The organism is Lysobacter sp. ISL-50 (assembly GCF_018612875.1).
Taxonomy (GTDB): domain Bacteria; phylum Pseudomonadota; class Gammaproteobacteria; order Xanthomonadales; family Xanthomonadaceae; genus Lysobacter.
Map to the genome: position 1 here is coordinate 40,940 of NZ_JAGGRI010000019.1, position 25,725 is coordinate 66,664.

The window sequence follows — 25,725 nt, forward strand, 5'->3', positions numbered from 1 at the left end:
TTCAGGCCCGACGCCTTTGGCTCAGTTCGCCGCGATCGGAGAAGAAAGCATCGGGCCTGAAGGCCCTCCCACAACAGCGGCGTGCTTGAGAACACATAGTCGCTGTTGACTTGGGCAGGAAGAAGAAACCTCGGGAGCGGCGCTACAACAGTGAACAGCGATGCAACTGTGGGAGGGCCTTCAGGCCCGATGCCTTTGGCTCAGTTCGCCGCGATCGGAGAAGAAAGCATCGGGCCTGAAGGCCCTCCTACAAAAACGGCGAGCTTTAGAACACGTAGCCGCCATTCACGCGCAGCACCTGCGAGTTCACCCAACTGCCATCGGGACCGGCCAGGAAAGAAACGGCCGAGGCGATTTCATCCGGCGTGCCCAAACGCTCCAGCGGCGCCAATGAGCTGAAATGCGCGATCTGCTCCTCGGTCTTGCCGTTGAGAAACAACTCGGTCGCGACCGGGCCCGGAGCGACCGCGTTGACGGTGATGCCGCGGCCGCGCAGTTCGTTGGCGAGTACGTGCACCAGGCCTTCGACGCCGGCCTTGGAGGCGATGTACGGGCCGTAGTTCGGGAAGGCCTTGCCGATCACGCTGGTCGATACCGCGATGATCCGGCCGCCTTCGCCCAGGTGCTGCGCGGCCTGGCCCAGGACGATGAAACTGCCGCGCAGGTTGGTGGCGATCACGCGGTCGAACTCGGCCAGATCGCCGCCCTGGATCGGCACGTACGGCATCACGCCGGCGCTGTTGACGACCACGTCGAGGCGGCCGAAGGTTTCTTTCGCGAAGGCGAACACGCGCTGCATGGCGTCGGCGTCGGCGACATCGCCCTGGATCGCGGCGGCGCGGCCGCCGGCGTTGTGGATTTCGGCGACCAGCGCATCGGCCGCGGCGGTGTTGCCGGCGTAGTTGACGACCACGGCGTAGCCGTCGGCGATCAGGCGCAGGGCGATGGCGCGGCCGATGCCGCGCGAGGCGCCGGTGACGAGGGCGGTCTTGGCAGTGGGGGCGGTATGGGCGGTCATGGCGGACTCCTTGGCGGGTGGGCGGTTGAGGGCGGGCGAGGGAGGCGGGTGGCCTCCGGTTTCGCTGTGGGGCCAGTCTGCGTGTTGGTCGGCGCTGGATAAACCAGCGTGAATTGGCAATACAATTCAATAATCGCCAACAATCGAGCCCCCGGAGCCCGCCATGGACCGTTTCGAGGCCCTGCGCCTGTTCACCCGCATCGTCGAGCTGGGCAGCTTCACCCGCGCCGCCGCCGTGCTGGATGTGCCCAAGGCCACCGCCACCCACGCGATCAAGGAACTGGAAGCGCGCCTGGGCGTGCGCCTGCTCGACCGAACCACCCGGCAAGTGCGGCCGACCCTGGACGGGCAGGCCTATTACGACCGCTGCGTGCACGTGCTGGCCGAACTCGACGACGCCGAATCGGCCTTGAGCGCGGTCGCCAGCAATCCGCGCGGCACCTTGCGACTGGATCTGCACGGCACCCACGCCACCGGCATCATCCTGCCGCGCATCAACGAATTCCGCGGACGCTATCCGCAGATCGACCTGGAAATCAGCAGCGGCGACCGTCTGGTCGATCTGGTGCGCGAAGGCATCGACTGCGTGGTGCGCTCGGGCGTGCCACGCGATTCCTCGCTGGTGGCCAAACGCTTGGCGACGATGCCGGAAGTGGTCTGCGCCAGCCCCGAGTATCTGCAGTACTTCGGCACGCCGCGTCATCCCGACGAGTTGTCGGCGCATCAGGCGGTCGGCTTCTTCGCCAGCAATCGCGATCTGCGGTATCCGTTTGAACTCACGGTCGACGGGCGATTGCGCGAATACCAGCTCAACTCGTGGATATCGGTCAACGACGCCGCCTGCTATGTCGCCGCGGCCCTGCGCGGCTGCGGCCTGATTCAACTGCCGCTGCACGGCGTCGAGCAGCACATCCGCGAAGGCCGGCTGGTCGAGGTGCTGCACGACTACGCCAGCCCGGGCGTGCCGGTGTCGGTGCTGTATCCGCAGCACCGGCAGTTGTCGCCGCGAGTGCGGGTGTTCGTGGATTGGGTGGCGGGCGTGTTCGCGGACAAGTTCGGCGCCGACGCGCCGGCCTGAGCGCAACCGGGCTCGCTACAATCGCAAGGCCGGCCGCCTTGCGCCGGCGCGTCGCATCGATGTCGAACACCGCTCACTCCGGGAGACGCCGAAGGTGAAATCGCAGCTGTCCCTGCCGCAGATCCGCGCCTTCTGCGCCCTGGCCCAGCATCGCAGCTTCAAGGCCGCGGCCGAGTCGCTCGGCGTGTCGCAGCCGACCATCGTCAGCCAGATCGCCAGCATCGAAGACGCGTATCAGACCAAGTTGTTCCAGCGCCAGCGCGAGAACAATCGCCTGACCGACATCGGCGTCGCCTTGCTCGCGCCGTTGCGCGCGGCGCTGGATCAGCTGCGCGAGGCCGAATTCATCCTGCTCTCGCACATCACGGCGCAGACCGGCGAGCTCAACGTGGTCGCGGTCAATCCGGTGCGCACCTCCAACCTGATCCGCGAGTTCCGCAGGCTGTTTCCGAACATCCGCGTCAACGTCAGCTTCGTCGCCTCCGACAAGGCGCAGGGCCTGATCGACCGCGAAGCGGTGGATGTGGGATTTTTCGTGCAATCCGAAGGCCGGCCGGGCCAGCAGGCGTTTCATTTCTACAGCTACGAATTGATGGCGATAGTGCCGGCGGAGCACCGGTTGGCGCATAAGCCGACCTGGTCGATCCAGGATTTCGCCGGCGAGGAACTGGTGATCCGCGAACCCGGTTCGCTGACCCGCAAGATGTTTCTGGCGGCGCTGGAGAGCGCGGGAATCGAGCCGCGCATCGCCTATGAGCTGGGCAGCCGCGAATCGGTGCGCGAAGCGGTGGCGCAAGGGCTGGGCGTGTCGATGGTCGCCGAGGACGAGCACACACCGCACGAGCGCATCGTCGCCAGGAAGATTATCGATGCCAATCTGCGCGCGGACAGCAGCTTGGTGGTGCTCAACAAGCACCTGGGTTCGCCGCAGGTGAAAGCCCTGATCGAACTGATCCGGCGGCGCTAGCGGGCGGACGAGCCGGTCGCGCGAGCGCGGACGTTGCCGTTCTCGCATTTGCGATCGATGCCGACGCCGATGGCGCATTTGGTTTCCTTCGCGATCGTCGAGATCGCATCGCGAAACGCGTTTGATTCGACGCGTTCAATGCATGCTTAGAACAGGTCTAATCTGATCGGCGGTCGATTGTCATCGATCTTCCTTGAAGTACTCTTGCGGCCGAATCGATCTTGGTTTGTTGGGCGAGATCGATCCGATCGATGTTTGGTCGCCGCACGTCGTCCTTCAAGTCACGAGGCTTCTCATGAAGATGCAGTCATCCGCGTTCGCGTTGCTAGCGCTGTTCGTTTCCGGCGCGGCCTGCGCGCAATCGCTGGAGCGTTTCGCCGTTACCGCCAACGCGGCCATTCCCGGCTACAACGTGCAGCGCCTGACCAACGTCAGCACCGAGCAGTGCGCGAACACGTGCCTGGATACCGCGCACGCTTCGTGGTGCGTGTCGTTCGATTACGACAAGACCCAGAATCAGTGCGACCTGAGCGACAAGCGCGCCTCGCAGGTGGCTTTGAAGACCGACTATCCCAACCATCCTTACGATCACTACAGCCTCAAGGTCGATGCGCTGGCTTCGTTCGAACCGACCGCGAACGCGGCGATCTCGGGCTACAACCGCGAGCAGCTCACCGCGGTGACGCCGCAGGCCTGCGCCGAAGCGTGCTCGTTGTCGTCGCGCGCGTCCTGGTGCCGTTCGTTCGATTACAACAAGACCGCGTCGAGCTGCGACCTCAGCGACAAGCGCGCGAGCGACGTCGGCGGATTGAAGACCGACTATCCGGGCAATCCCTACGACTACTACAACCGCCGCGTGGTCAACGGCACGCCCAACCCGATTCCCGGCGACCGGCATGTGCTGTTGATCGGCATCGACGGCCTGCGCGGCGACGCCGTGCTGTGCGACGGTTGCGCCAAGCCGCCGACGCTGTCGGCGCTGATGAACGGCGGCGCGTACCACAGCAACGTGCTGGCCGGCGGCTCGCAGTCGACCCTGAGCGGCCCGGGTTGGGGCAGCGTGTTCACCGGTTTCTGGGCGAGCCAGCATGGAGTGACCTCGAACGACATCACCTTGCCGCTGAAGAAGCCGCACGTGTTCGACCTGATCAAGCAGGCCTATCCGACCGCGACCACCGCGGTGGTCGCCGACTGGGCCAATCTCACCGCCAACCTGCGGCCGGCGAGCGTGGACCAGGTGTACGTCAACGCGTCCAAGAATTCGCAGCAGGCCACCGACGCGGTGATCCAGTGGCTGGATCAGACCCACGCGCCGACCGCGATCTTCTACTACCTGCACAACGTGGACATCCACACCTGTTGCTACGATCCGGCCAACGCGACCTATCAGCAGAAGCTGCTGGCCGAGGACGCGCAGATCAAGCAGGTGCTCGACGCGCTGACGCGGCGGCCGAACTATCTCAACGAAGAATGGCTGATCGTGGTCGCCTCCGATCACGGCGGCCTGAACACTGGGCACGGCGGGCAGAGCGCGCAGGAGCACGACGCGCTGCTGGTGCTCAACAACCGCTATGGGAATCCGAGCCGGACGCCGTATTGCTCGGGCGACCTGACCTCAACGCCGATGCCGCAGATCGACGGGGCGACGCCGCATATTCTCGACTTCCTGGGTCTTCCCAATCCCACCGCCGGGGTCAAGTCGCCGGTGTGCGGAAGCCACTGAGCAGGGCCGGCGAGCGACGCCGCGCGGCCCAGCGCGCATGGCGGCCGCGATTTCGCAAGGCGCGACGTCGATCGCTGCAACGGCATCCTCTCCCGCTCGCGGGAGAGGAGCAGGGCGCGAGCACTTTCGCGCGGAACTCCACCGATAACTCATCGCGTTCGGACACGCGGCGCGTGCCATCACCGCGAGCATTCAATTGCGCGCGAATCCGGGGTTCGCGAGTCGCCGCCCCAGCGGCCTTGGCGGGAAGCGAAGCGGATCGACACGATCCGACGAAGCATGAGATGCCGATCGACCGGACTGCATCGTGTTCCCCATCGCCGATGTCGCTGGTCGTTGCCGGTAGGACGAGTCTGAAAATCCATGAAGCGTGTTTTCGATCGCGGGAATCCGCTTGGCCTTGCGGACAAATCTGTGTTCGCACCGGTGCGTTCTCGGTCCAATGGCTTGTCTTCGCCGGCCGGCGAAGGCGGCGCGCCGGCATCGATGCCGGCGTGTCACCAAGACAACCGAAAAAGGATTCTCATGAACGCAAAACGCTTCCTCCCCCTGGCCATGCTGTCGACGCTCGCGCTGGCCCCGTTGTCGTCGGCCTGCGCCCACGACGATCCCATCGTGAACCGTGCCGAGACCGATCTGACCTCGAACTACGAAGGGCTTTATACCCAGCGTCTGGAGCGGCTCGCATCGGGCGAGTCGAAAGAAACCCATTGGGTAATCGCCAACAACGCGCTGGATTGCAACAACGTGGTGCTGCAAAGGCTCTCGCAAGGTTGGGATTATCCCGACGACCTCAAGACGCAAGACCTCTGCCCGGCGTCGCGCGGAGCGATCAGCGAGATGACGGGTGTCGCCGCGATCGGCTCGCCCGGCTCGGGAACTGCAGGCCCGTCGGAAATATGGATCGGTGAGATCGTCCGCAAGCCTGAGCCGGGCGACACCCTTGCGCAGGCGAAGGCCTGGGTGGTGAGTAACAGCAAAACCGGCGTCGAGTATTTCCTGACCAGCGACCAGATGTCGGGGAAGTGGCGGTACGATGCCCGGCCCGAGGACTATGTGTCGTTCGGAGGGATGACCGGACTCGTGCTTCGAAGCACCCGGACCCAGGGTACGTTGATGGTCGATCACCGGCAGATCGGACAATAAGGCAGGCGCTGTTCTGACCGGCGGCGACCGCCGGTCGCATCCGGGCGAAACCCGTGCCCCGGAAGCGGAACGCCACGGCGCCGGACAGAATCGCACGCGTTCTTTTCCTGCTGGCGGGAGAAAGCGCGGGTAGTCGCATCATGCAGGAGCGGTCGCGCTTGCGGCGCCCTCACCCCAGCCCTCTCCCGCCAGCGGGAGAGGGCGTCGGCTTTCGTCGCATCGAATGCGTCGTCGCGCTCAGTCGATCAAGTCCTTCGCATACTGCACCAGGCGATCGATCAGGTCCGGCTCATCGGCCGGCGAGGGCCGCGCCGCCGTGCGCAAGCGCTGCTGCAGCGCCGGCGCCGGTTTCGCCAAGGTGCCGAAATCGCGCACCAGGCCCAACGGCGCGTAGCCGCTGTAGCCGGGGAACACCGGCGCGAGGTTGGTGTGGCCCATGCGTTTGAACAGAATCTCCGACAGCACCCGGCGGTGATCGGTGGTCACCGGCACGTCGCCGAAATGCGGCGAGAGAATTTCCGGGTCCAGGCCCGACCACGAACCGTAGAAGCGCCGGCCGTTGACCGGCCCGCCCAGCACCAGCACCGGATTGCCGTAGCCGTGGTCGGTGCCGCCGTTGGCGTTGGCGCGCACGCGCCGGCCGAATTCGGACTGCACCACCACGGTCACGCGCGAGGCGTGGCCGCTGGCGTCGAGCGCGGCGTAGAACGCCGACAAGGCCTGCGAGAGTTCGGCGATCTTGTTCTGGTAGTAGTGATAGCCGCTGCCGGCGGTGCCCTGGCCGTCGTGGGTGTCCCAACCGCCCAGGTCGAGGGTGGCGTAGTGCAGGCCGAGATTGAACTGGATCGATTGCGCGATCGTCCACAACTGCTGGGCGAAACCGCTGGTCGGCCAGCCGGCCGGCAACGCGGCGTAGGTTTGTTGCGCGACCACCTTGAGCGCGCTGTCGGCGCGCTGGCCGCCCAGTTCCAGCGGCGTGCTGCCGCCCCACAGACTCGCCAGGGTTTCGTTGAGGCCCTTGAACCCGGCCGGCGAATCCGGACGAATCTTCTGCCACGACCAGGCACCGGCGTTGAGGGCGAAGTCGGACGGGCTGCCCATGGTCAGCGCCTGCACCGATCCCAGCAATCCGGCCGGTTGACGCGAAGCGACGCCGAGCGCGGGAATTTTTTCCGTGCCGTTGAGATTGGGTTGCGCGTTCATCGCCCGCGCCAGCCAGCCGCTGCCGATGCCTTGCTGGCCCGGCGTGCCCAGGTCGATGTAGAGCTGCGCGTCGAAGTGGCTGCGGGTCACGCTGGTCAGCAGGCCGCAGGCATGCACGATGCCCAGGTGGCCGGCGTTCCACAGATCGCGCAGTCCGCTCGCCGACGGATGCAGGCCGAAACCGGTGCCGGCGCCGCTGGCCAGCGTCAGCGGCAGTGCGCCGTAGGTGCCGGTCGCGGCGATGGCCAGACTCGGCCGGGCCTGTTCGTAGAAACCGCGGTCGGCGCCGTCGATCGGCACCACCAGATTCAAGCCGTCCAGGCCGCCGCGCAGGAACAGATGCACGACGGTGTCGTGGCCATTGGCCGCGGCGAAGGCGGCGTTGGAGAACAGCAGGGACGGGCCGCCCACCGCGCCGATGGCGGCGGTGGCGCAGGTGCCTTTGAGGAAATCGCGTCGGGTGGTCATGTCGGCGTCCTGGCTTAGCGGCTGAGGAATTCGGGCGACATCAGGATCAGCGACACCATGCTGCGCAGCCGCTCCTGGTTGTAATGCCGTTTGAGATCGCTGCCGGCCCAGCCGTTGGTGTCGGTGATGACATAAGTGGCCGGATCGCCGTTCTGGGCCATGAACGCGATCAGCGTCTGCCGGCGCGCCGCGGTCGGCAGATAACCCAGGATGCGTAGACACCAGAAATCGACCAGCTTGGTCGCGGTCCACGACGGCACTTTGTTTCGCGTGGTCGCCAGGATCGGCATCAGCGGCACGCCGCTCTCGCTGGTTTCGGTGACCCAGTTGAGCAGCCGCCAGGTCATCGCGTAACTGCTGGAACCCGACCACGCCTCGCGCACGTCCGGATAACCGTTCGGCGCCGGCCAGTCGTAGGGCGAGTGACCGGTGAAGCCCATCAGCCAGTTGAATTCGTCGCTCTTCTGATTGGCGACGGCGATGGTCCAGTCGCTGCCGACCGTGCGCATCGCCGCGGCCACCGCTTCAAACGGACGCCGCGCTTTCGCGCCCCAGGTCTGCATGAAAACGCTGGAGTTGAGGACGTGGCGCAGGACCTTGGCGATCTGATCCGGCGCCTGCCAGTTCTGCCGGAATATCCGCGCGGCGCTGGTCACCAGCGCAGGGTCGGGCGTGTCGCTGACGAAGCGGCGGATAATCTTCTTGCAGATGAAACGCGCCACGCCCGGATGGCTGGCCAAGCGGTCGAGTACATCGCGACCGTCCTTGAGCGCCGGCTGTTCCGGATACAGCATGCGGCCGAGCAGGAACTTCGGACCCGCGTCGTGCCAGGCCTGGCGATAGACGAAGCTGCCGTCGTTCTCGGTCGGATATTCCCAGTGGCCGTTCTTCACCGACCAGCCGGTGAAGGCTGACGCGGTCTCGTATACGTCGATGTCGGTGTAGCCGGCGGGATAATTCGGATCCTCGGCATCCGGCGGGACCTGGAACGGGTCCATGAAACCCAGGTAATGCTCGGCGCCCAGGGTGTGCAGTTCCAGCAGTTCGCGGGCGAAGTTTTCGTTCGGGCCGGCGCGGGTGTTGTCGGCGTTGTCGAGGAAGTAGAGCATCGAGGTGCTCTTGGCGACCTGTTCGAGCATCGCGCGGAAATTGCCGAACGCCTGCGGCCGCAGCACGTCGCGCTGGTAATGCACGAACACCGGGCCGGCGTCGTAGTCGCTGGCCATGACATTGAAGTGGTCGTGCCAGAAATTGACCATCACCTCGTGCAACTGGCGCTTGGAGTGGACCGCGCGCACCAGTGCCGCGCGCTGCGCTTCCACGGCCGGGCGCATGCGGATTTCATACGCGGGATCGGGCTTGACGTGATCGGCCCACAACTGGGTCAAGGATTTGCCCAGGGTGGTGTAACCGGCGTTGGTCAGGCGCGTTTCCACCGCGCTGTCGTCGATGTTGGCCCAGTCGAGCTGCCAATCGACGTAATTGGCCAGGCGCTGCGCGTCGGTGGTGCCGAGCGCGTTGAATTCCGCGATCGACTGCGTCGTCGCGCCATAGCTCAGATTGCCGAGCACGCGGATCCAGAACGGCGGGCGCGGCAGGTCTTTCGGCAAGACCGTCACCGGCGCGGCATGCAGGTCGGGGGAGGCGAGCGGGGCGGTGCCGCTGGCGCCGTCGAGCTTGGCGCGCGCGGCCTTGGACGGCGTGCCGCGACCGAGCGCGCCGTAGCGCTGCAGCAGATGCTGGCGCAAGGCGGCCTGTTCGGAAGCGGAGAGGGAGCGGGTCATGGCGCACTCCTTGGTGAGCTGGCGGGTAGGCGGGCAGGAGGAGCGCGAGCTTATGCGCCCGGACAAGCGCTAAAGCCCAGGTTGCGTCACAGATCCTCGCGGCCGCGGATGAACCGCGTCACTGTTCGCGCGTGCGTCTTCGCGCGGCCTGCACAATGCGCGTCACAGGTATCGGGCTATGCGTGGAAGCGGTCACGCGCATAACGCGAGCACGGTGTCATCGCTTGCGTGCGCTTTACCGATTTTGTCCGTTCGCGCGTCGCCGCCGCCCCTGTGTCGCCGCCGCCAATGCGTGCAGATGCGCACAAGCCCACTGCGGCGCAGGCCGTAGACTCTTGCGACGCGGCGCAAATTCCCGGTCGCCATAAGCAGATGCGCCGCCTTCATTTCTGGTTGTGCGCCGCAACAACAAAGATGGCATGAAAGCCGTGCCGCGCCTGCCGGGGAATGCGCGCAGCGCGCACGGCGCCCCCACCGTCAAGGATCTTCCATGCAAGCTGTCATACGGCTGCGACGCCGTCCGTTGTCCGTCGTTCTCGCGCTGAGCCTGTCGGCGCTGACCGCGTCCGCGCAGGCCGCGGCCGCCGACGCCGAGCCCGCGCCGGGCGACAAACCCGCGACCTTGCTCGATCAAGTGGTGGTCACCGGCTCGCGCATCCCGCGCGCCAGCCTGGAAGGGCCGTCGCCGGTCACCGTGATCAGCGGCGAAGAGATCGACAAGCAGGGATTTCGCAGCGCGTTCGACGCGCTCGCCGCGTTGAGCCAGAACACCGGCGTGGTGCAGGGCGAGGACTACGGCAATACCTTCACGCCGGCGGCCAACGTCATCAACCTGCGCGGCTTGGGCCCCAATCACACCCTGGTGTTGATCAACGGCCGGCGCCAGGCCGATTACCCGCTGGCCTACGAAGGCTCGGTCAACGTCGTCAATCTGGCCAATATTCCCAGCGCCCTGATCGAACGCATCGAAGTGCTCGGCGGCGGCGCCTCGGCGGTGTACGGCTCCGACGCGGTCGCCGGCGTGGTCAATTTCATTCTCAAGAAGAAATTCGAAGGCACCCAGCTCAACCTGCGCGTGGGCGGCACCGAACACGGCGGCGGGCAGAATCAGCGACTGCAGGCGGTCAGCGGTTATTCCAGCGATCGCTTCGACGCGGTTTACGGCGTCGAGCTTTCGCACCGTCAGGCGATCTGGGGCGACCAGCGCGACTTCATGGATTCGCTGCTGGACAACCCGAGCGGCGACGCGGTGCTGGCGACCCAGGTCGGCTACCGCCGCAACGCGCGCACTAACGGGTATATCGATCCGGGCGCGGCCTGCGGCGGCTTGTCCGGGCTTTATCACGGCTCCACTTTCCGCGCCAACAACTCGCGCCAGGGCTGGTACTGCGGCAGCAATCAAGCCTCGCCGGCGTTCTGGACGCTGCAGACGCAGAAGAAGAACGCCGACGCCTACGGCCTGCTGACCTGGCATCTGAGCGATCGCACCGAGTTGTTCGCCGACGTGCAACTGGGTCTGGCCAGCATCGAGAACAACACCCGCGCGCCGAGCTGGACTTCGGACAACAACTACTTCCTCAATCAGGCCAGCGGCCTCAACGAGATCTGGTATCGCCGCATCGCGCCGGAAGAAATCGGTTCGGCCCACGCCAACAACAACCGTTTCCTGGAGCGTTCGTGGGCGTTCTCGCTCGGTGCGCGCGGTGCGCTCGGCGACAGCGACTGGAATTACGAGCTGGCCTACAACCACGGCCGCAACGAAAATCGCACCAAGCGCCGCCAACTCCTGGCCGGCATCAACGAGTTCTATCTCGGCCCGCGCCTGGGCACCACCGCGGCCGGGATCGGCATCTACAACCCCGATCCGGCGCGCCTGTACCAGCCACTGAGCCCGGCCGACTACCAGCGCCTGACCGGCTTCCACGAAGGCGTCAACGCCGCCTGGATCCAGAACCTGAGCTTCAGCGTCAACGGCAACCTGTTCGATCTGCCGGCCGGCACGGTCGGCTTCGCCGGCGTGCTCGAAGCCGGCACCCAGGGTTACAGCAACCGGCCCGACCCGCGCCTGGGCGACGGCACGTTCTGGAACACCAGCGCCGGCTCGCGCGCCAGCGGCGATCGCGATCGCTACGCCATCGGCGCGGAGATCAACGTACCGATCTTCAGCACGCTGACCGCTTCGGCGGCCGCGCGTTACGACGAATTCCGCTTCGCCGGACGCAAATCGGGCAAGGCGACCTGGAACGCGGGACTGGAATTCCGCCCGACCGATACCTTGTTGGTTCGCGCCACCGCCGCCACCAGCTTCCGCGCGCCGGACATGAACTACATCTTCGCCGCCGAAACCCGCGGCTATAATCCGGGCATGACCGATTACTGGCGCTGCCGCAGCGCCGGCCAGCCTTACGACAATTGCGATTTCACCGATCTGGCCATCGACTACACCAGCTCGGGCAACCCCGGGCTGAAGCCGGAAAACGGCACGTCCTACGGCCTGGGCGTGGTGTGGTCGCCGTCGCAGCACTTCGATCTGTCGCTGGATTACTACAGCATCCGCCTGGAGGACGAAGTCACCAACCTCAGCAGCAGCCGCATCCTGCGCGAAGAAGCCGATTGCCGCCTCGGACGCACCCTGGGCGGCGAGCCGCGCGACATCAATTCGCCCAATTGCCGCGAGGCCTTGAGCCGGGTGATCCGCAATCCGTCCGACGCGCCGGTGCAGCCCGATCAGGTGCGTCGCGTGCTGGTCAACGCCATCAACGCCGCCTCCGAGCGCACCGACGGCATCGACCTGAAGAGCAACCTGCGCTGGAGCGCGGGCCGCTTCGGCGACTTCGCCGCGCGCGTGGCCTACACCCTGGTGATCAAGCACGACTACCGGCAATTCGCCGACGATCCGACGATCGACCTGCGCAACACCCTGGACCCGCTGGAAGCCGGCGACTGGCGCAGCAAGGTCAACACCGGCGTGACCTGGACGATCGGCCCGTGGAGCACCAACCTCACCGCGCTGCGTTACGGCAGCCTGCCCAACAGCGACGGCAGCGGCCGCTACGGCCCGTATACGCGCTACAACGGCAGCGTGTCGTACAACTTCAACGACAAATCCACGCTGTCGCTGGTCGTGAACAACCTGCGCGACTCCAACCCGCCGCAGGACCGCAACAACGGCGGCTGGCCGTTCTATCCGGTCGGCAATTACGATCCTTACGGGCGCCAGTTCTGGTTGGAGTACAACCACGAGTTCCGTTGACGGCGAACAGGTTTCGATCCAGCCGGGAGCGGCTTGTCCGCTCCTGGTCTTTTTCATGAAGACGGATCGCGTAGTGACGGCGGCGAAAGAGAAAGCGGGCCTGAGCCCGCTTTCTTTTTTGCGATCGGTAACCGCGAAACCTTACAGCGGCGAATTGATCTGCACATCGCGGCTCAGCGTCCGCGCGATGCCGGTGGCCAGATCGGTATAGGTGACGTTGACCACGTCCACGATCGGCTGGCCGCCGCGATAGGTCGTGCGGCAGCTCTTGGTCGTGCACGGCAACACCAGGCCGTTGTCGTTGGTCCACACGAAACTGTAGTTGCCGGCCGGCAGATTGCGGATGTCGAAATCCGCGCTGTAGCTGCTGGCGCCCTGGTAGAAGGTCGAGCAGTTGCCCAGGTTGCCCGGCGGCGGCGGTTGCGTGTTCGGGCCGACGAAGCAGTACAGCACCGGACCCAGCGGCAATGCCTGCGCGCCGGCCGCGGGCGCGGCGCGGGCCGGGCCCATGCCGGCGAGGGCGAGCGCGCCGCACAGCAGGGCGTTCATCAAAATCCATCCATTTGATTTCATGACGTACATTCCTGTGTATCGCCAGACCATCCTGGCCGGTCGAGGATAGCGCCGCGCCGTCGCGACGCGCGCGACCTGTCGGTTTTGACAGGCGCTGGCGCGCGCCAGGCCCGCGCGCCGACGCCGACTTGACCCGGACGCATCGCCCAGCGTCGCAGCGCAGCATGCCGGCGCGCGGATGCGTCGCGCGGTCGCGGCGGCCCCGTCGGCCCGGGCGGTGCGATAATCGGCCTTCGTCTCCCGCGGACCGCCCCGTGCTGCAACTGCTGATCTACCTGCGATACCTGTCGGTGGCCGGGCAGATGCTGACCGTGGTGTTCGTGGTCCAGCGCCTGAACCTGCCGATCCCGGCCGAACCGCTGCTGTCGATCTCCACCGGCCTGCTCGCGTTCAACGTGCTCAGCCACTGGTGGTGGCTGGCCCATCGCGACGCCGGCCCGCGCGCGCTGGTGTTGCAGTTGCTGGTCGATCAGCTGGCGCTGACCGCGCTGCTGTATTACTCCGGCGGCCCGGCCAATCCGTTCGTGTCGCTGTATCTGGTGCCGGTGGCGCTGGCGGCGATCGGCCTGGACATCGCGCCCATGCTCGGCCTGACCGTGCTGACCGCGGCGTTGTACACCTGGCTGATGCGCCATCACGTGGACTTGCCGCATATCCACGGCAGCGACTTCCAACTGCACGTGACCGGGATGTGGGTGAACTTCCTGCTCTCGGCCGGCATCATGGTGGTGGTGCTGAGCCGCTTCATGACCATCGTGCGCGATCAGCGCCGCAGCCTGTCGGAAGCGCGCGAGCGCGCGATCCGCGACGAATCGCTGTCGGCGCTGGGTTCGCTCGCCGCCGGCACCGCGCACGAATTGAACACGCCGCTGGCGACGATGGGCCTGCTGGTGGACGACTGGATGGCCAGCGAACAATCGCCGCCGCGCGAAGACATCGAACTGCTGCGCTCGCAACTGGCGCATTGCCGCGATCACGTGCGCGCGCTGGCCGAGATGGCGCGCCGCGGCGCCGCCGGCGAAACCACGCTGGAAGACGCGGACGGCTTCGTGCACGCCTGCGTCGATCGCTGGCGCCTGCTGCGGCCGAACGCGACCGCGGTGTTCCGTCCCGGCGCGCCCGAGCGCAAGGTGCGCGTGGACGCGGGCCTGCCGCAGGCCTTGATCAACCTGATCAACAACGCCGCCGACGCCAATGCCGCGCGCGGCGTCGATGCGCCGGTCGAGGTGACGACCCAGGCGCGCGAGAACTGGCTGACCGTGTCCATCCTCGATCGCGGCGCGGGGCCGGCGCAGATCGCCGCGCGTCCGCGCCTGGACAACGAAGGGCAGGGGCTCGGCATCGGCCTGATGATTTCCAAGGCCGGCATCGAGCGCAGCCGCGGCCGGGTGCGGCAGGTGGAACGCGAAGGCGGCGGTTGCGTGACCGAGGTCGATCTGCCGTTCGCCGCGCCGTCGTCGTCGCCCGCCGCGCAGGCGACGCCATGAGCCTGCCCGCGCGCATGCTGCTGATCGACGACGATCTGGCGTTCTGCCAGGTGCTCGCGCGCATGCTCGCGCGCCGCGGCGTCGAGGTGCGGGCGCGTCACGACGCGGCCAGCGCGTTGGCCGCGCTGGAGGATTTCGTCGCCGACGGCATCGTCCTGGATCTCAAGCTCGGCGCCGACAACGGCCTGCTGTTGATTCACGATCTGCGCGCGCGCTGTCCGCGGGCGCGGATCGTGCTCGCCACCGGTTACGCCAGCATCGCCACCGCGGTCGATGCGATGCGCCGCGGCGCCTGGAACTATCTGCCCAAGCCGTTCGACATCGACGCGCTGGCGCAGGCGTTCGAATCGCCGTCGCCGCAGGCGCCGCCGCCGGAACCGCCGGCCGAGCCGCCGTCGCTGCGGCGCCAGGGTTGGGAGCACATGCAGCGCGTGCTGGCCGAATGCGGCGGCAACGTTTCCGCGGCGGCGCGCATGCTCGGCGTGGACCGGCGCACCCTGCAGCGCAAACTGGCGAAGCGGCCGGTGCGCGAGCGGCCGGAGTAGGGCCGGCGCGTTATCGGCGCGGTGTTCGCCGTCGCCTCGCGCGGCGTGAAGCGCATGAGTCGATACGCGGCGCGCTGAAAAATCCGGATCGCGCCGGTTGCGGTCAATGGAAATCGCGCGAATGCGTCGTCAGCGAACCCAGCAGCGGCGTCAGGTCTTCCATGCGCGAAGCGATGATGTGCTGGACGCCGTCCACGCGTTCCAGGCGCCCGTCGATCGCCATCAGCCGCGACTCGACCAGCACGCGGCGCTGGCGCTGGGCCAGGTCGCGCCAGACCACCGCGTTGACCATGCCGTCCTCGTCTTCCAGGCTCAGGAAGGTCACCCCGCTGGAGGTTTCCGGATGCTGGCGCACCGTCACCAGGCCGGCGAAGCGCACCCGCGCACCGTGTTCGACCTTGGCCAGTTGCGACGAACGCCGGCAACGCCGCGCATGCAGCGCGCTGCGCAACAGCGACAAGGGATGCCGTCCGAGCGTCGTGCCGAGCAAAGCGTAGTCGGCCTGCACGTCCTCGCCCGCGCTCGGCAGCGGCAGCGATACCGGCGCTTCGTCGCGCGCCACGCCCGCGAACAGCGGCAGTTGCGTATCCACCCCGGCGACCGCCCAGCGCGCGCGATGGCGATGGCCGGCGAGCGCGCGCAACGCGCCCGCGTCGGCGAGCAGGGCGCGCCCGCGCGCATCGATCGCGGCGCGCGCGCACAGGTCCTCGACATCGCGCCACGGCGCCCGCGCGCGCGCATCCGAGATGCGATCGGCCGAGGCTTCGTCGAAGCCGTTGATCAGGCGCAGGCCCATGCGGATCGCGTGCGGATGCTTGCCGCGGCCGCCCGGCGCGGCTTCCAGCGTGCAGTCCCAATCGCTGTAGCGCACGTCCACCGGCAGCACCGTGACGCCGTTGCGGCGCACGTCCTGCAGGATCTGGCCGTGGGTGTAGAAGCCCATCGGCATCGAATTGATGATGCCGCAGGCGAACGCGGCCGGGTGATAGTGCTTCAGCCAACAGCTGACGTAGGCGATCAGGGCGAAGCTGGCGGCGTGCGATTCGGGAAAGCCGTAGCTGCCGAAGCCCTTGATCTGTTCGAAGATGCGGTGGGCGAAGTCTTCCGTGTATTTGCCGTCTTTCAGCATCCCTTGGCGCAACCGCTCGCGATGGGGCTCCAGCCCGCCGTGGCGTTTCCAGGCGGCCATCGAGCGGCGCAACTGATCGGCTTCGCCGGGTGTGTAACCAGCGGCGACAATCGCGATCTGCATTACCTGCTCCTGGAACAGGGGTATGCCGAGCGTTCGCTTGAGCACGTCCCTCAGCTCTTCGGAAGGATATTCGATCGTTTCCGGATCTTGTTTGCGCCTGAGCAGATACGGATTGACCATATCGCCCTGAATCGGCCCCGGCCGCACGATCGCGATCTCGATGACCAGATCGTAGAAATTCCGCGGCCGCAGCCGCGGCAGCATCGACATCTGTGCGCGCGATTCGATCTGGAACACGCCGACGGTGTCGGCCTTGCAGATCATGGCGTAGACGTCCTTGTCGTCGCCGAGCCGCGAAATGGAGTCCATGGTGATCGTGCCGTGGCCCTGGTCCTCCAGCGACTTGAGGATCTTGCGAACGGCCGTGAGCATGCCCAGCGCCAGGCAATCGACCTTGATGATCTGCATCGCATCCAGATCGTCCTTGTCCCACTGCACCACGGTTCTGTCGTCCATCGCAGCGTTCTCGACCGGGACCAGGGTGTGCAAGGGATGCTCGGATATGACGAAGCCGCCCGGGTGTTGCGACAGATGGCGCGGGAAGTTGTTCTTGACCAGTTGCGAACTCAGCGACAGCACGTTGCGCAGCAGCGCCGATTGCGTATCGAAACCGCGTTCGTGCAACTGATCGGGCTCCGGGACATCTTCGCTCCAGCGATCCAGCATCCGCGACAATTCCGCGATCTGATCCTGCGGCATGCCCAGCGCGGCGGCGACGCTGCGCACGGCGCTGCGCCCGCGATAGCTGATGGCCACCGCGGTCAGGGCCGCGCGATGGCGGCCGTAGCGATTGAAGACGTACTGGAGGATTTCCTCGCGGCGTTCGTGCTCGAAGTCGACGTCGATATCCGGCGGTTCGTTGCGTTCCACCGACATGAAGCGCTCGAACAGCATCTCCATCCGGTCCGGAGAGGTCTCGGTGATGCCCAGGACATAGCAGACCAGCGAATTGGCGGCCGAACCGCGGCCCTGGCACAGGATGTCCAGCGAACGGGCGTGGTTGACGATGTCGTGGACGGTCAGGAAGAAGGATTCGTATTCCAGCGTGGCGATGACCCGCAGTTCGTGCGCGAGTTGCTTGAGGTGCTTGCGCCTGGCGCCGCCGGGCCAGCGTTGCCGGACGCCTTGGATGACCATGGCGCGCAGCAGGGATTTCGCGCTGTGGCCGGCCGGCACGAGTTCGTGCGGGTACTGATACTTGAGGTCGCGTTTGAGATCGAACCCGGCGCAGCGTTGGGCGATCTTCATCGTTTCGGCCAGCATCCGCGCCGGATAGATCGCCTGCAGCGCCTTGCGGATGCGCAGATGCCGTTCGCCGTTGGGAAACAGCAGATCCCCGGCCGCGGCGACGGTGGTGTGATGGCGCACCGCGGTCAACACGTCCTGCAGCGGACGGCGCGCGCGTTCGTGCATATGCACGTCGCCCGCCGCCACCGGCGGCAGGCCGTGGCGGGCGGCCAGCGCGGTGAGTCGCGCCAATCGCGCGTCGTCATCGGGGCCGCGATGCAGTTCGACCGCGAGCCAGAGCCGGTCGCCGAAATGCGTCTGCAACCACGCGGCATGGGCGTCGTCGTGTTCGTCGTTGCCGGGTATCCACAGCGCGAGCAGATGAGCGCTGCGTTCGCGGAAATCATCCGGCAAGCTGAGATATTCGCCTTTTTTCGCGCGCCTGCGCGCCTGCGTGATCAAGCCGCACAGATCGGTGTAGCCGGCCATGTCGGTCGCCAGCAAGACGATCTTCGGCCCCTCGTGCACGCGGATTTCGCTGCCGACGATCAGGGCCAGCCCGGTGCGTTGCCCGGCCTGCCAGGCGCGGACGATGCCGGCGAGCGAGCATTCGTCGGTAATGGCCAGCGCGCGATAGCCGAGCGCCTTGGCCCGGTCGAACAATTCATCCGCGACCGATGCGCCGCGCTGGAAACTGAAAGCCGACAGGCAATGCAGTTCGGCGTAGTCCGGCAAGGGCTCGGCCGTGGCGAGTGCGCGCGCGTGCGGCGGAAGGTTCATGCGAACCAGCCGTGCAGCATCAGCGGGCCGTCGCCGCCGGCGTCGCGATACGCCCAGGCGCGCTGGCCGCGGACGGTTTCGACCAGGTAGTAATCGCGGCGCACATCGTCCTGGTCCCACCAGCCCGATTCGATGCGCTCGGGGCCGGCGAGGATGCGCGCGACCGGTTCGCGCAGCGGTTCGGGCGCGGCCAGCAGCCAGCCGGGGCGGGTCGCTCCGGTCGCAACGCTCGGCGCGGCGGGTTTGTTCGAACGCGGCGCGTCGCCGACCACGCGGCGCCAGGCGCGTTCGGGGCGATGATCGGGATGCAGCGCCAGTCCGTGCACGTCGTCGTCGCCGAGCCGCGCGCGCAGGCGTTCGCGCAACTGCGCCCAGGGCAGGGCTTGCTGCGGGCGCGGGTCGAACAGGTCGCGGCGCGCCGGCACGAACGGCGGCAGTTCTTCCGCGAGCAGGCGCAGGCCGACCACCGGCGCGGGCAGTTGCGCGTGCTGCAATCGCCCGCGCGCCAGTTCGAACAGCATCGCCGCCTCGCGCTCGGGCGCGAGCAGGCCGACCGCGATTTCGCTGTCGGCGATGCGTTCGCGATGGGCATGGTGCTCGTGTTCGAGAAGCAGCTTGAAACGCGCCACGCCGCCGTCGCGGCCGGACAGGTACGCGGACAGGTCGGCGGTGAGGCGGCGCAGCGGAAACAGCAGGGCCAGGCTGGATTCGACTTCGTGGCCCAGTTCGATGCGCGCGTCGAACACGTCCGCCGGCTGGAAATACGTCATCGGCGGCGAGGCTTCGCCGCGCAGCGCGTCGAGCCGGGTCAGCACGTCCTGGCCGAAACGCCGCGCCAGCGGCGCGCGCGGCAGGGCGAACACCGCGCCGAGCTTGCGCAGGCCCATGCGCTGCAGGGCCTGCACGACGGCGGCGTCGAGGCCGCATCGCTCGATCGGCATCTTCGCCAGCGCGCTCGGCAGCATGTCGTCGTCGAAGAACAATCCGTCGGCGAGGTTGGTCAGCGCGCGGGCGGCGTGCGGGTTCGGCGCGGCGGCCATGCGGTAGCGGAAACCGAGTTCGCGCAGTTCCTCGCCCAGGCGCTTGTGCAGCTGCGGCCACAGGCCGAACAGCTTCCGGCTGCGGCCGATCTCCAGGACGATGGCGTGGGCGAACTCGGTACTGACCTGCGAGCTGTAGCGATAGGCCCAGGCCGCGAGCAGGTTGCGCGCGTGTTCGACCGCCTGCGGGTCGTGTTCGACCATCTGGAAGCCATCAACGATGGCGTGCGCGGCGATCAGCGACATCCCCGGCTTGAGGCCGAGCGCGCGCGCGGCGGCGTTGACCGCATGCAGGCGGCGGCGCGCGTGTGGGCCATCGACCAGCACCAGCGGGCGCTCGGGATGCGGGTGATTGCGAAGGACCACGTCCATCGCCATTTGCGGCAGCAGCAGGCAGGCCCAGCGCATGGCGATGGACTCAGCGCGGGGCCGCCGGAGCGGGCGGGGGCGGTGCGATGGGGAGGATCGAGATCGGGGCTTCCGCGATAGGTGGCGCGGGGGCGGGGCTTTCGGGTGGGGGCGTGGCGTCTGAGCGGAAGGCGTCGGGGCTGAAGCCCCTCCCACGAAAGACTTCGGGGCTTAAGTCCCTCCCTCGAAAGACTTCGGGGCTGAAGCTCCTCGCGGGAAACACGATGGCCGAGCGCTCGGCCGGGACGACTGCGCCGATCGCGCCGCGTTCGCGCGCAAGCCGCGGCGGCGTCGGCTCATTTGCAGCGGTGGCGAAGGGAATCGGCTTTGTCGGCACATTGCCGCCGCGACACTTGAGCACGCGCAACTGCCGCGGCGAGGCGTCGATGGCGATGCGCAGCGCGGCCGGCGACGGGTTCAACGCGGCCTTGCTGTCGCGCAGGGCGAAGCCCAGGCATTGCCCGGTTTCGGCCGCGACCTGCAGCCGCCGCAAGGCGCGATCGTCCGCGCGCTGCGGCCAGCACAGCACCGCCGCGCATGCGCCCGAACGCAGGCATTGCTCGGCCGCCCACAAGGCGTCGCGGCCGCGGGCGCGGATCACCTGCAATCGCGACAAGGCCACGCCGGCATCGCGCCAGGCCGGCGCGTACGGCTCGAATGGCGGATCGATCAGCACGACCATGCCGCCGCCGTCGAACGCATGCGAGGCCTGCGCGCGCGCGGACTTCGCCGGCATGGCCTGCGCTTGCGGCGGCCCGCCTTGCGACAGCCGCGCCAGCGCCGGCCACATCAGTTGCAACTCGCCCACGCCGTGCGTCGGCAGCAGCAGTTCGGTCAGCGAAGCCTCGGGCCAGCCGCCGGTGGGCAGGGCGGCGTCGAGCGCGGCGTGGCCGGTCGGCTGCGAGGACGGCGCCAGATTCGCCGGCTGGCCGCGCCACAGCTGGCGGCTGCTGATCAGGGTTTCCAGTGCGATCAGTTTGCTCATGGCCGCGCTCAGGCGCTGCGCACCAGACCGCAGTAGATGCCTTCGATGGCGAAGTCGGCATCGGCCGCGACGCGGATCGGTTCGTAATCGGGATTGCGCGGCAGCAGGGCGATGCCGTCGGCGTCGATGCGCAGGCGCTTGATGGTGATTTCATCGCCGATGCGCGCGACCACCACCTGGCCGCTGCGCGCATCGCGGGTGCGGTGCACGGCGACCAGATCGCCGTCGAAGATGCCGTCCTCGCGCATCGAGTCGCCCTTCACCCGCAGCAGATAGTCCGGGCGCGGCGAGAACAGCAGGCGGTCGATCAGCACATGGGTGTCGGCGTCGGGATCGGCGCCGATCGGGGAACCCGCGGCGACCCGGCCGAGGATCGGCAGGGACAGGCGGCTGTCGTCGTTGGCGGCGGGGGAGGCGAAGGCCGGATGCCGGTTCGGCTCGGCGGTCGAGGCCCGCGGCGGCGCGTCGATCGGTTCGCCCTGCGGCAGCCCGATCTGCAGCAGGCCCGCCTGCAGCAGGCGAATCCCGCGCGCGCGCCCCGGCAGCAGTTCGATCAGCCCCTGCGCCTGCAAGGCCTGCAGGTGATAGCCGGCGGAGCGGTTCTGGCGAAAACCCAGGTGCGCGGCGATCTCCTGCTGCGACGGCGGCAGGCCCTCGGCGGCGATGCGCTCGTGCAGGTAGATCAGCAGGGCGCGGCGGAGGTCGGTCAGGCTCATGTACTAATATTAGTAATAAAATGGCCGGTGTGCAGCTTGGGCGTGGACGGTCTCGCCGATTGAGACACGGCCTACGGCGCATAAATCGCTCACAAAGTTCGCGTAAATTATTGAAATAAAGCGACTTGTCGGCCAGGCCGCGCGTCGCCGCGATCCGCGCCGCGCGCACAAGCCGACCAACGGTCGCTGCGACCCATTGACTCACCCCGGTTCGTTCTTTAATTTCTGTCTAAACAGAAATAAGAGAAGTCCATGGCGCTCAGCCCGCTCCAAGAACGTTTCATCCTGCACTGGGGCGAGATGGGCAGCCGTTGGGGCGTCAACCGCACCGTCGCCCAGATCCACGCCCTGCTGTTCCTGAGCGAGCGTGCGATCACCGCCGACGAGATCTGCGAAACCCTCAATCTGGCGCGTTCCAACGTCAGCACCAGCCTCAAGGAATTGCAGGGCTGGAACCTGGCGCGGGTCAGTCACGTGCTGGGCGATCGCCGCGACCACTTCGAAACCTACAAGGACGTGTGGGACATCTTCCGCGCCGTGGTCCAGGAGCGGCGCCGGCGCGAGATCGAGCCGACCCTGAGCATGCTGCGCACGGCCGTGCTCGACAGCGACAACGCCGCGGTGGCGCCGGACCAGAACGATCCGCGCGACCGCCGCACCCTGGAACGCATGCGCGAAGTGCTGGAGTTCATGGAGACCGGCACCAGTTGGATCGACGAAATGAACCGCCTCGATCCCAAGACCCTGATCAAGCTGCTGAAGATGGGCGCGCGCATCCAGCAATTCGTGCGCGGCCCGGTCAAGCCGCTGCCGCAGCCGCAGCCCGGCGAGAGCGGCGGGGTGCTGTTCGAAGACGACGACGCCCAGGCCGAGGCCGAAATCCAACGCGAAACCCGATCCCAGCCCGGCGAACGCGCGTCCTGAGCGCTCGCCAGTATTTTTTTGCCCGCAAGTTTCTGTAATTACCGAAATAACTGTAGGAGAAGATCATGAGCAGCGAATCCATCCCGGGCCGGCTCGCGAACGCACAAGTCATCGCCCTGTACGACCGCGCCTGTCCGCTGTGCCGCGCCGAGATGCACCGGCTCAAGGCCGGCGACCGCCACGACCGGCTGCGTCTGGTCGATATCGCCGACCCGCGCTTCGACGCCGCGCAATGGGGCTTCGAACTCGACGCGCTGCGCAATTCGCTGCACGTGCGCGCCGCCGACGGCGAATGGCGCATCGGCGTGCCCGGCATCGCCGAGGCCTATCGCGCGGTCGGCCTGGGCTGGCTGACCTGGCCGTTGCGCGTGCCCGGCGCCGGCCGCCTGGCGGCGCGCGCGTACCGCTGGATCGCGCCGAACCGGCATCGCGTATCGCGCTGGCTGGGGTATCGCGAAGCCGGCCAGGACGCCGCGCCGCATTGCGACGACGGCCATTGCCCCACGCATTACTAAGGCAGGCGCGCCATGGAACGCTTGTTCATCGCTTTACTGCTGCTGCAGGTCGCGCTGGGCGCGATCGACACCATCGCCCATCACGAACTGATGGAAAAGCTCGCCAACCGGCGCAGCGCCGCGCTGGAGTTGAAGCTGCATTCGGCGCGCGGCTTCGTGTACGGATTGCTGTTCCTGGTATTCGCCTGGATCAAGCCGCAAGGCGCGTGGTTGGCGGCGGTGTGGGCGCTGGTGCTGATCGAAGTCGGCATCACCTTGTGGGACTTCGTGGTCGAAGACGCCACCCGTCTGTTGCCCAGCACCGAGCGCGTGCTGCACACCATCCTGGCCGTCAACGGCGGCGCGATGTTCGCCGTGTACGCATTGGCGACCCGCGCCGACTGGTCCGCGCCGAGCGCCTTGCTTGCGAATTCGCACGGGTGGGCTTCGTGGGCGCTGACCGCCGCGGCGATCGGCATCGCCGTGTCGGCGCTGCGCGACGGATTGGCCGCGCGCGCCAACGCCGCGCAGCCGGCGCCGCGCGCCTTGCTGGCCGGGCATCCGCAGACCGGATTCCTGCTCAGCGGCGGCACCGGTTTCATCGGCACCGCGCTGGTCGAAGGATTGCTGGCCGGCGGGCATCGCGTCACCGTGCTCAGCCGCGATCCGCGCCGCGCCGCGCTGCGTTTCGGCGGCCGCGCGCGCTGCATCGCCGACACCGCCGAGTTGCGCGACGACGAAGCCATCGACGTGGTGATCAATCTCGCCGGCGCGCCGGTGGTCGGTCCGCGCTGGTCGCCGGCCCGCAAGCGCGCGCTGCTGACCAGCCGCATCGACACCACCGACGGCTTGCGCGCCTGGTGCGAGCGCTCGCAACGCAAGCCGGAACTGTGGCTGCAGGCCAGTGCGGTCGGCCTCTACGGCGCGCATGCGCTGAGCGCGCCGGAACTGCGCGATCCGCCGCCGGTGCGCGGCGATTTCCCCAGCGAACTGTGCGTGGCGTGGGAGCGCGCCGCGACCAAGGTGTCCGCGCTTGGCGTGCGCGTGGCGACGATGCGCCTGGGGCTGGTCCTGCATCGCAGCGGCGGTCTGCTGCCGATGCTGTCGTTGGCCGCATCGCTCGGCGGCGCGGCGCGGCTCGGCGACGGCCGCCAATGGTTCGCCTGGATACACCTGGACGATGTGCTGGGTTTCGTCGAGCAAGCGGTCGAACACGTCGGCATCCGCGGCCCCTACAACCTGGTCGCGCCCGGCGGTTGCACCCAGGCCGAGTTCACCCGCGCGCTGGCGCGGTCGCTGCATCGTCCCGCCTTCATGCGCATGCCGGCCGCGCCGCTGCGCCTGGCGCTGGGCGAGATGGCGACGATGCTGCTCGACGGCCCCGTGGTCGCGCCGCAGCGCCTGCTCGATCAGCGCTTTCGCTTTCTCCATCCCGACCTGGACAGCGCCTTGAGCGCCGCGCACGCCGGTTTGGCCATCAATCCGCGTTCTTTCTATTCGGGTGAAGGACACCCAAAGGACCAACATGGAACTGTTGCATCCCACTGACCTGCCTCGCGACAGCAGCGAAGGCGCCAGCATCGCCGGCGGACGTGCCGGTTCCGGCGGCAAACCGCGTGGCGAGCCGGCCGCGCACGATCTGGCCGCGCTGTTGCGCGCGGCGCTCGGCGCGCGCTGGTCGCTGCTGCATCCGCATATCCAGGCGCGTTTCGAACTCCTGCCCGGGCAGGCCCAGGCCGAGTACGTCGGCAACATGCATCAAGTGCGCTGCACCTGGCTGGGCGGCGTGTTCGCGCGGCTGATCCGGCATGCGCGCATCCTGCCGCACCACAACGCCGACGAAGTGCCGTTCCGTTTCGACGTGCGGCCGATGACGCGCGGACTGGGCTGGATCAAGACCCGGACCTATCACTTCGTCGATGAAGTCTTCAGTTTCCGCTCGCGCATGATCCTGGGCGACAACGGCGAACTGCTGGAGCATTTCGGCGGCGGCCTGGGCATGCGCGTGCGCCTGGAGGTGTTGCCGAACCGGCTGGTGTTCGTGGACGACGGCTATTTCCTGCATTGGCGCGGCTTGCGCCTGCCGCTGCCCAAGCCGTTATGGCCGGGCCGTTTCGTGCTGGTGCATCGCGATCTGGACGCGGAACATTTCGAAGTCGGCATCGACGTCGTGCATCCGTGGTTCGGGCCGCTGTTTCATCAGGACGGCAGTTTCGAAAGGATGCGGGCGCAGGAGGTTTGAGTGTCGACGCGATGGAGTGCGTCGTGGTGCGGGTGGGGCAGGGATGCGGGATCAGGGAGGATCGCGGCGGGCAGGGATGCGGTGCAGGGAGGGCGATGGGCCAGGGATGGCCGGAGGTGCCTTTGGCGTCATTTCCCCAGAACCTCATTCCCGCGAAGGCGGGCTCCGCTCCACTTCGGCGGAGCCGAACATCCAGAGACTTAAGCGCCATCTCTCCAGAACGTCATTCCCGCGAAGGCGGGAATCCAGAGACTTAAGCGCCATCTCTCAAGACCGTCATTCCCGCGAACGCGGGAATCCAGTGACTTCAGCGCCATCCCTCAAGGCCGTCATTCCCGCGAACGCGGGAATCCAGAGACTTCAGCGTTATCTTTCCAGTCCGCCATTCCCGCGAAGGCGGGAATCCAGTGAC

At 67.3% G+C, this 25,725-nt stretch carries 18 protein-coding genes and 1 pseudogene; 11 read left to right on the forward strand and 8 right to left on the reverse strand.

Annotated elements, in window-relative coordinates:
• Window positions 1-265: 265 nt before the first annotated feature.
• On the reverse strand, window positions 266-1,018 hold the full coding sequence (locus J7J50_RS12000) for an SDR family oxidoreductase (protein WP_215057857.1): 753 nt from the start codon (window positions 1,016-1,018) through the stop codon (window positions 266-268).
• Window positions 1,019-1,181: 163 nt separating this feature from the next.
• On the opposite strand from J7J50_RS12000, the gene J7J50_RS12005 reads away from it, so the two are divergent.
• The 4 genes from J7J50_RS12005 (at window position 1,182) to J7J50_RS12020 (ending at window position 5,932) form a co-directional block, all read left to right on the forward strand.
• Window positions 1,182-2,096, forward strand: coding sequence for a LysR family transcriptional regulator (locus J7J50_RS12005; protein ID WP_215057858.1), 915 nt, complete (start codon window positions 1,182-1,184; stop codon window positions 2,094-2,096).
• 94 nt (window positions 2,097-2,190) lie between these two features.
• Entirely contained in the window at window positions 2,191-3,063 is an 873-nt protein-coding gene (locus J7J50_RS12010; RefSeq protein ID WP_215057859.1) for a LysR substrate-binding domain-containing protein, read from the forward strand.
• Window positions 3,064-3,358: 295 nt separating this feature from the next.
• Window positions 3,359-4,786: a PAN domain-containing protein gene (locus tag J7J50_RS12015; protein ID WP_215057860.1), complete on the forward strand. Its 1,428-nt coding sequence runs from the start codon at window positions 3,359-3,361 to the stop codon at window positions 4,784-4,786.
• Window positions 4,787-5,149: 363 nt separating this feature from the next.
• Window positions 5,150-5,932, forward strand: a complete 783-nt coding sequence (locus tag J7J50_RS12020; protein WP_215057861.1) for a hypothetical protein — start codon at window positions 5,150-5,152, stop codon at window positions 5,930-5,932.
• Between the two features lie 237 nt (window positions 5,933-6,169).
• On the opposite strand, the gene J7J50_RS12025 is transcribed toward J7J50_RS12020, so the two are convergent.
• Entirely contained in the window at window positions 6,170-7,603 is a 1,434-nt protein-coding gene (locus tag J7J50_RS12025; RefSeq protein ID WP_215057953.1) for a DUF1501 domain-containing protein, read from the reverse strand.
• A gap of 14 nt (window positions 7,604-7,617) precedes the next feature.
• Complete coding sequence (locus J7J50_RS12030) at window positions 7,618-9,387, reverse strand: DUF1800 domain-containing protein (protein ID WP_215057862.1); 1,770 nt, start codon at window positions 9,385-9,387, stop codon at window positions 7,618-7,620.
• 490 nt (window positions 9,388-9,877) lie between these two features.
• Here J7J50_RS12030 and J7J50_RS12035 point away from each other — a divergent pair, with 490 nt between their 5' ends.
• Window positions 9,878-12,640, forward strand: a complete 2,763-nt coding sequence (locus J7J50_RS12035) for a TonB-dependent receptor (RefSeq protein ID WP_215057863.1) — start codon at window positions 9,878-9,880, stop codon at window positions 12,638-12,640.
• A 141-nt stretch (window positions 12,641-12,781) separates the two neighbouring features.
• Here the strand turns inward: J7J50_RS12035 and J7J50_RS12040 are convergent, their stop codons facing one another.
• A complete protein-coding gene (locus J7J50_RS12040) occupies window positions 12,782-13,189 on the reverse strand; it encodes a hypothetical protein (RefSeq protein WP_215057864.1) in 408 nt (135 codons plus the stop codon).
• Between the two features lie 278 nt (window positions 13,190-13,467).
• Between J7J50_RS12040 and J7J50_RS12045 the strand changes: the two genes are divergently transcribed.
• Both J7J50_RS12045 and J7J50_RS12050 read left to right on the forward strand, forming a co-directional pair.
• Window positions 13,468-14,700 (forward strand): ATP-binding protein, encoded by a 1,233-nt coding sequence (locus tag J7J50_RS12045; protein WP_215057865.1) that lies wholly within the window; start codon window positions 13,468-13,470, stop codon window positions 14,698-14,700.
• Entirely contained in the window at window positions 14,697-15,245 is a 549-nt protein-coding gene (locus J7J50_RS12050; protein ID WP_215057866.1) for a response regulator, read from the forward strand. Before J7J50_RS12045 ends, J7J50_RS12050 begins: the two co-directional genes overlap by 4 nt.
• A gap of 103 nt (window positions 15,246-15,348) precedes the next feature.
• Here the strand turns inward: J7J50_RS12050 and J7J50_RS12055 are convergent, their stop codons facing one another.
• From J7J50_RS12055 to lexA, 4 genes and pseudogenes are all read right to left on the reverse strand, one after another.
• A complete protein-coding gene (locus J7J50_RS12055; RefSeq protein WP_215057867.1) occupies window positions 15,349-18,504 on the reverse strand; it encodes an error-prone DNA polymerase in 3,156 nt (1,051 codons plus the stop codon).
• Window positions 18,501-19,952, reverse strand: a complete 1,452-nt coding sequence (locus J7J50_RS12060) for a DNA polymerase Y family protein (RefSeq protein ID WP_215057868.1) — start codon at window positions 19,950-19,952, stop codon at window positions 18,501-18,503. Before J7J50_RS12060 ends, J7J50_RS12055 begins: the two co-directional genes overlap by 4 nt.
• 304 nt (window positions 19,953-20,256) lie before the next feature.
• Window positions 20,257-20,937 (reverse strand): annotated as a pseudogene (locus tag J7J50_RS12065) (hypothetical protein); the annotation flags it as partial.
• A gap of 8 nt (window positions 20,938-20,945) precedes the next feature.
• Window positions 20,946-21,653 (reverse strand): transcriptional repressor LexA, encoded by a 708-nt coding sequence (gene lexA / locus J7J50_RS12070; RefSeq protein ID WP_215057869.1) that lies wholly within the window; start codon window positions 21,651-21,653, stop codon window positions 20,946-20,948.
• A gap of 252 nt (window positions 21,654-21,905) precedes the next feature.
• Between lexA and J7J50_RS12075 the strand changes: the two genes are divergently transcribed.
• From J7J50_RS12075 to J7J50_RS12090, 4 genes are all read left to right on the forward strand, one after another.
• The gene (locus tag J7J50_RS12075; protein WP_215057870.1) at window positions 21,906-22,577 is read left to right on the forward strand and encodes a MarR family transcriptional regulator; all 672 of its coding nucleotides are present in this window, start codon (window positions 21,906-21,908) and stop codon (window positions 22,575-22,577) included.
• 65 nt (window positions 22,578-22,642) lie between these two features.
• Window positions 22,643-23,092 carry a DUF393 domain-containing protein gene (locus J7J50_RS12080; RefSeq protein ID WP_215057871.1) on the forward strand — a complete coding sequence of 150 codons (450 nt, stop codon included), beginning with the start codon at window positions 22,643-22,645 and terminating at the stop codon, window positions 23,090-23,092.
• 12 nt (window positions 23,093-23,104) lie between these two features.
• Window positions 23,105-24,619 carry a TIGR01777 family oxidoreductase gene (locus J7J50_RS12085; protein WP_215057872.1) on the forward strand — a complete coding sequence of 505 codons (1,515 nt, stop codon included), beginning with the start codon at window positions 23,105-23,107 and terminating at the stop codon, window positions 24,617-24,619.
• Window positions 24,597-25,313 carry a DUF4166 domain-containing protein gene (locus J7J50_RS12090; RefSeq protein ID WP_215057873.1) on the forward strand — a complete coding sequence of 239 codons (717 nt, stop codon included), beginning with the start codon at window positions 24,597-24,599 and terminating at the stop codon, window positions 25,311-25,313. The genes J7J50_RS12085 and J7J50_RS12090 overlap by 23 nt, the downstream gene beginning before the upstream one ends.
• Window positions 25,314-25,725: the final 412 nt, after the last annotated feature.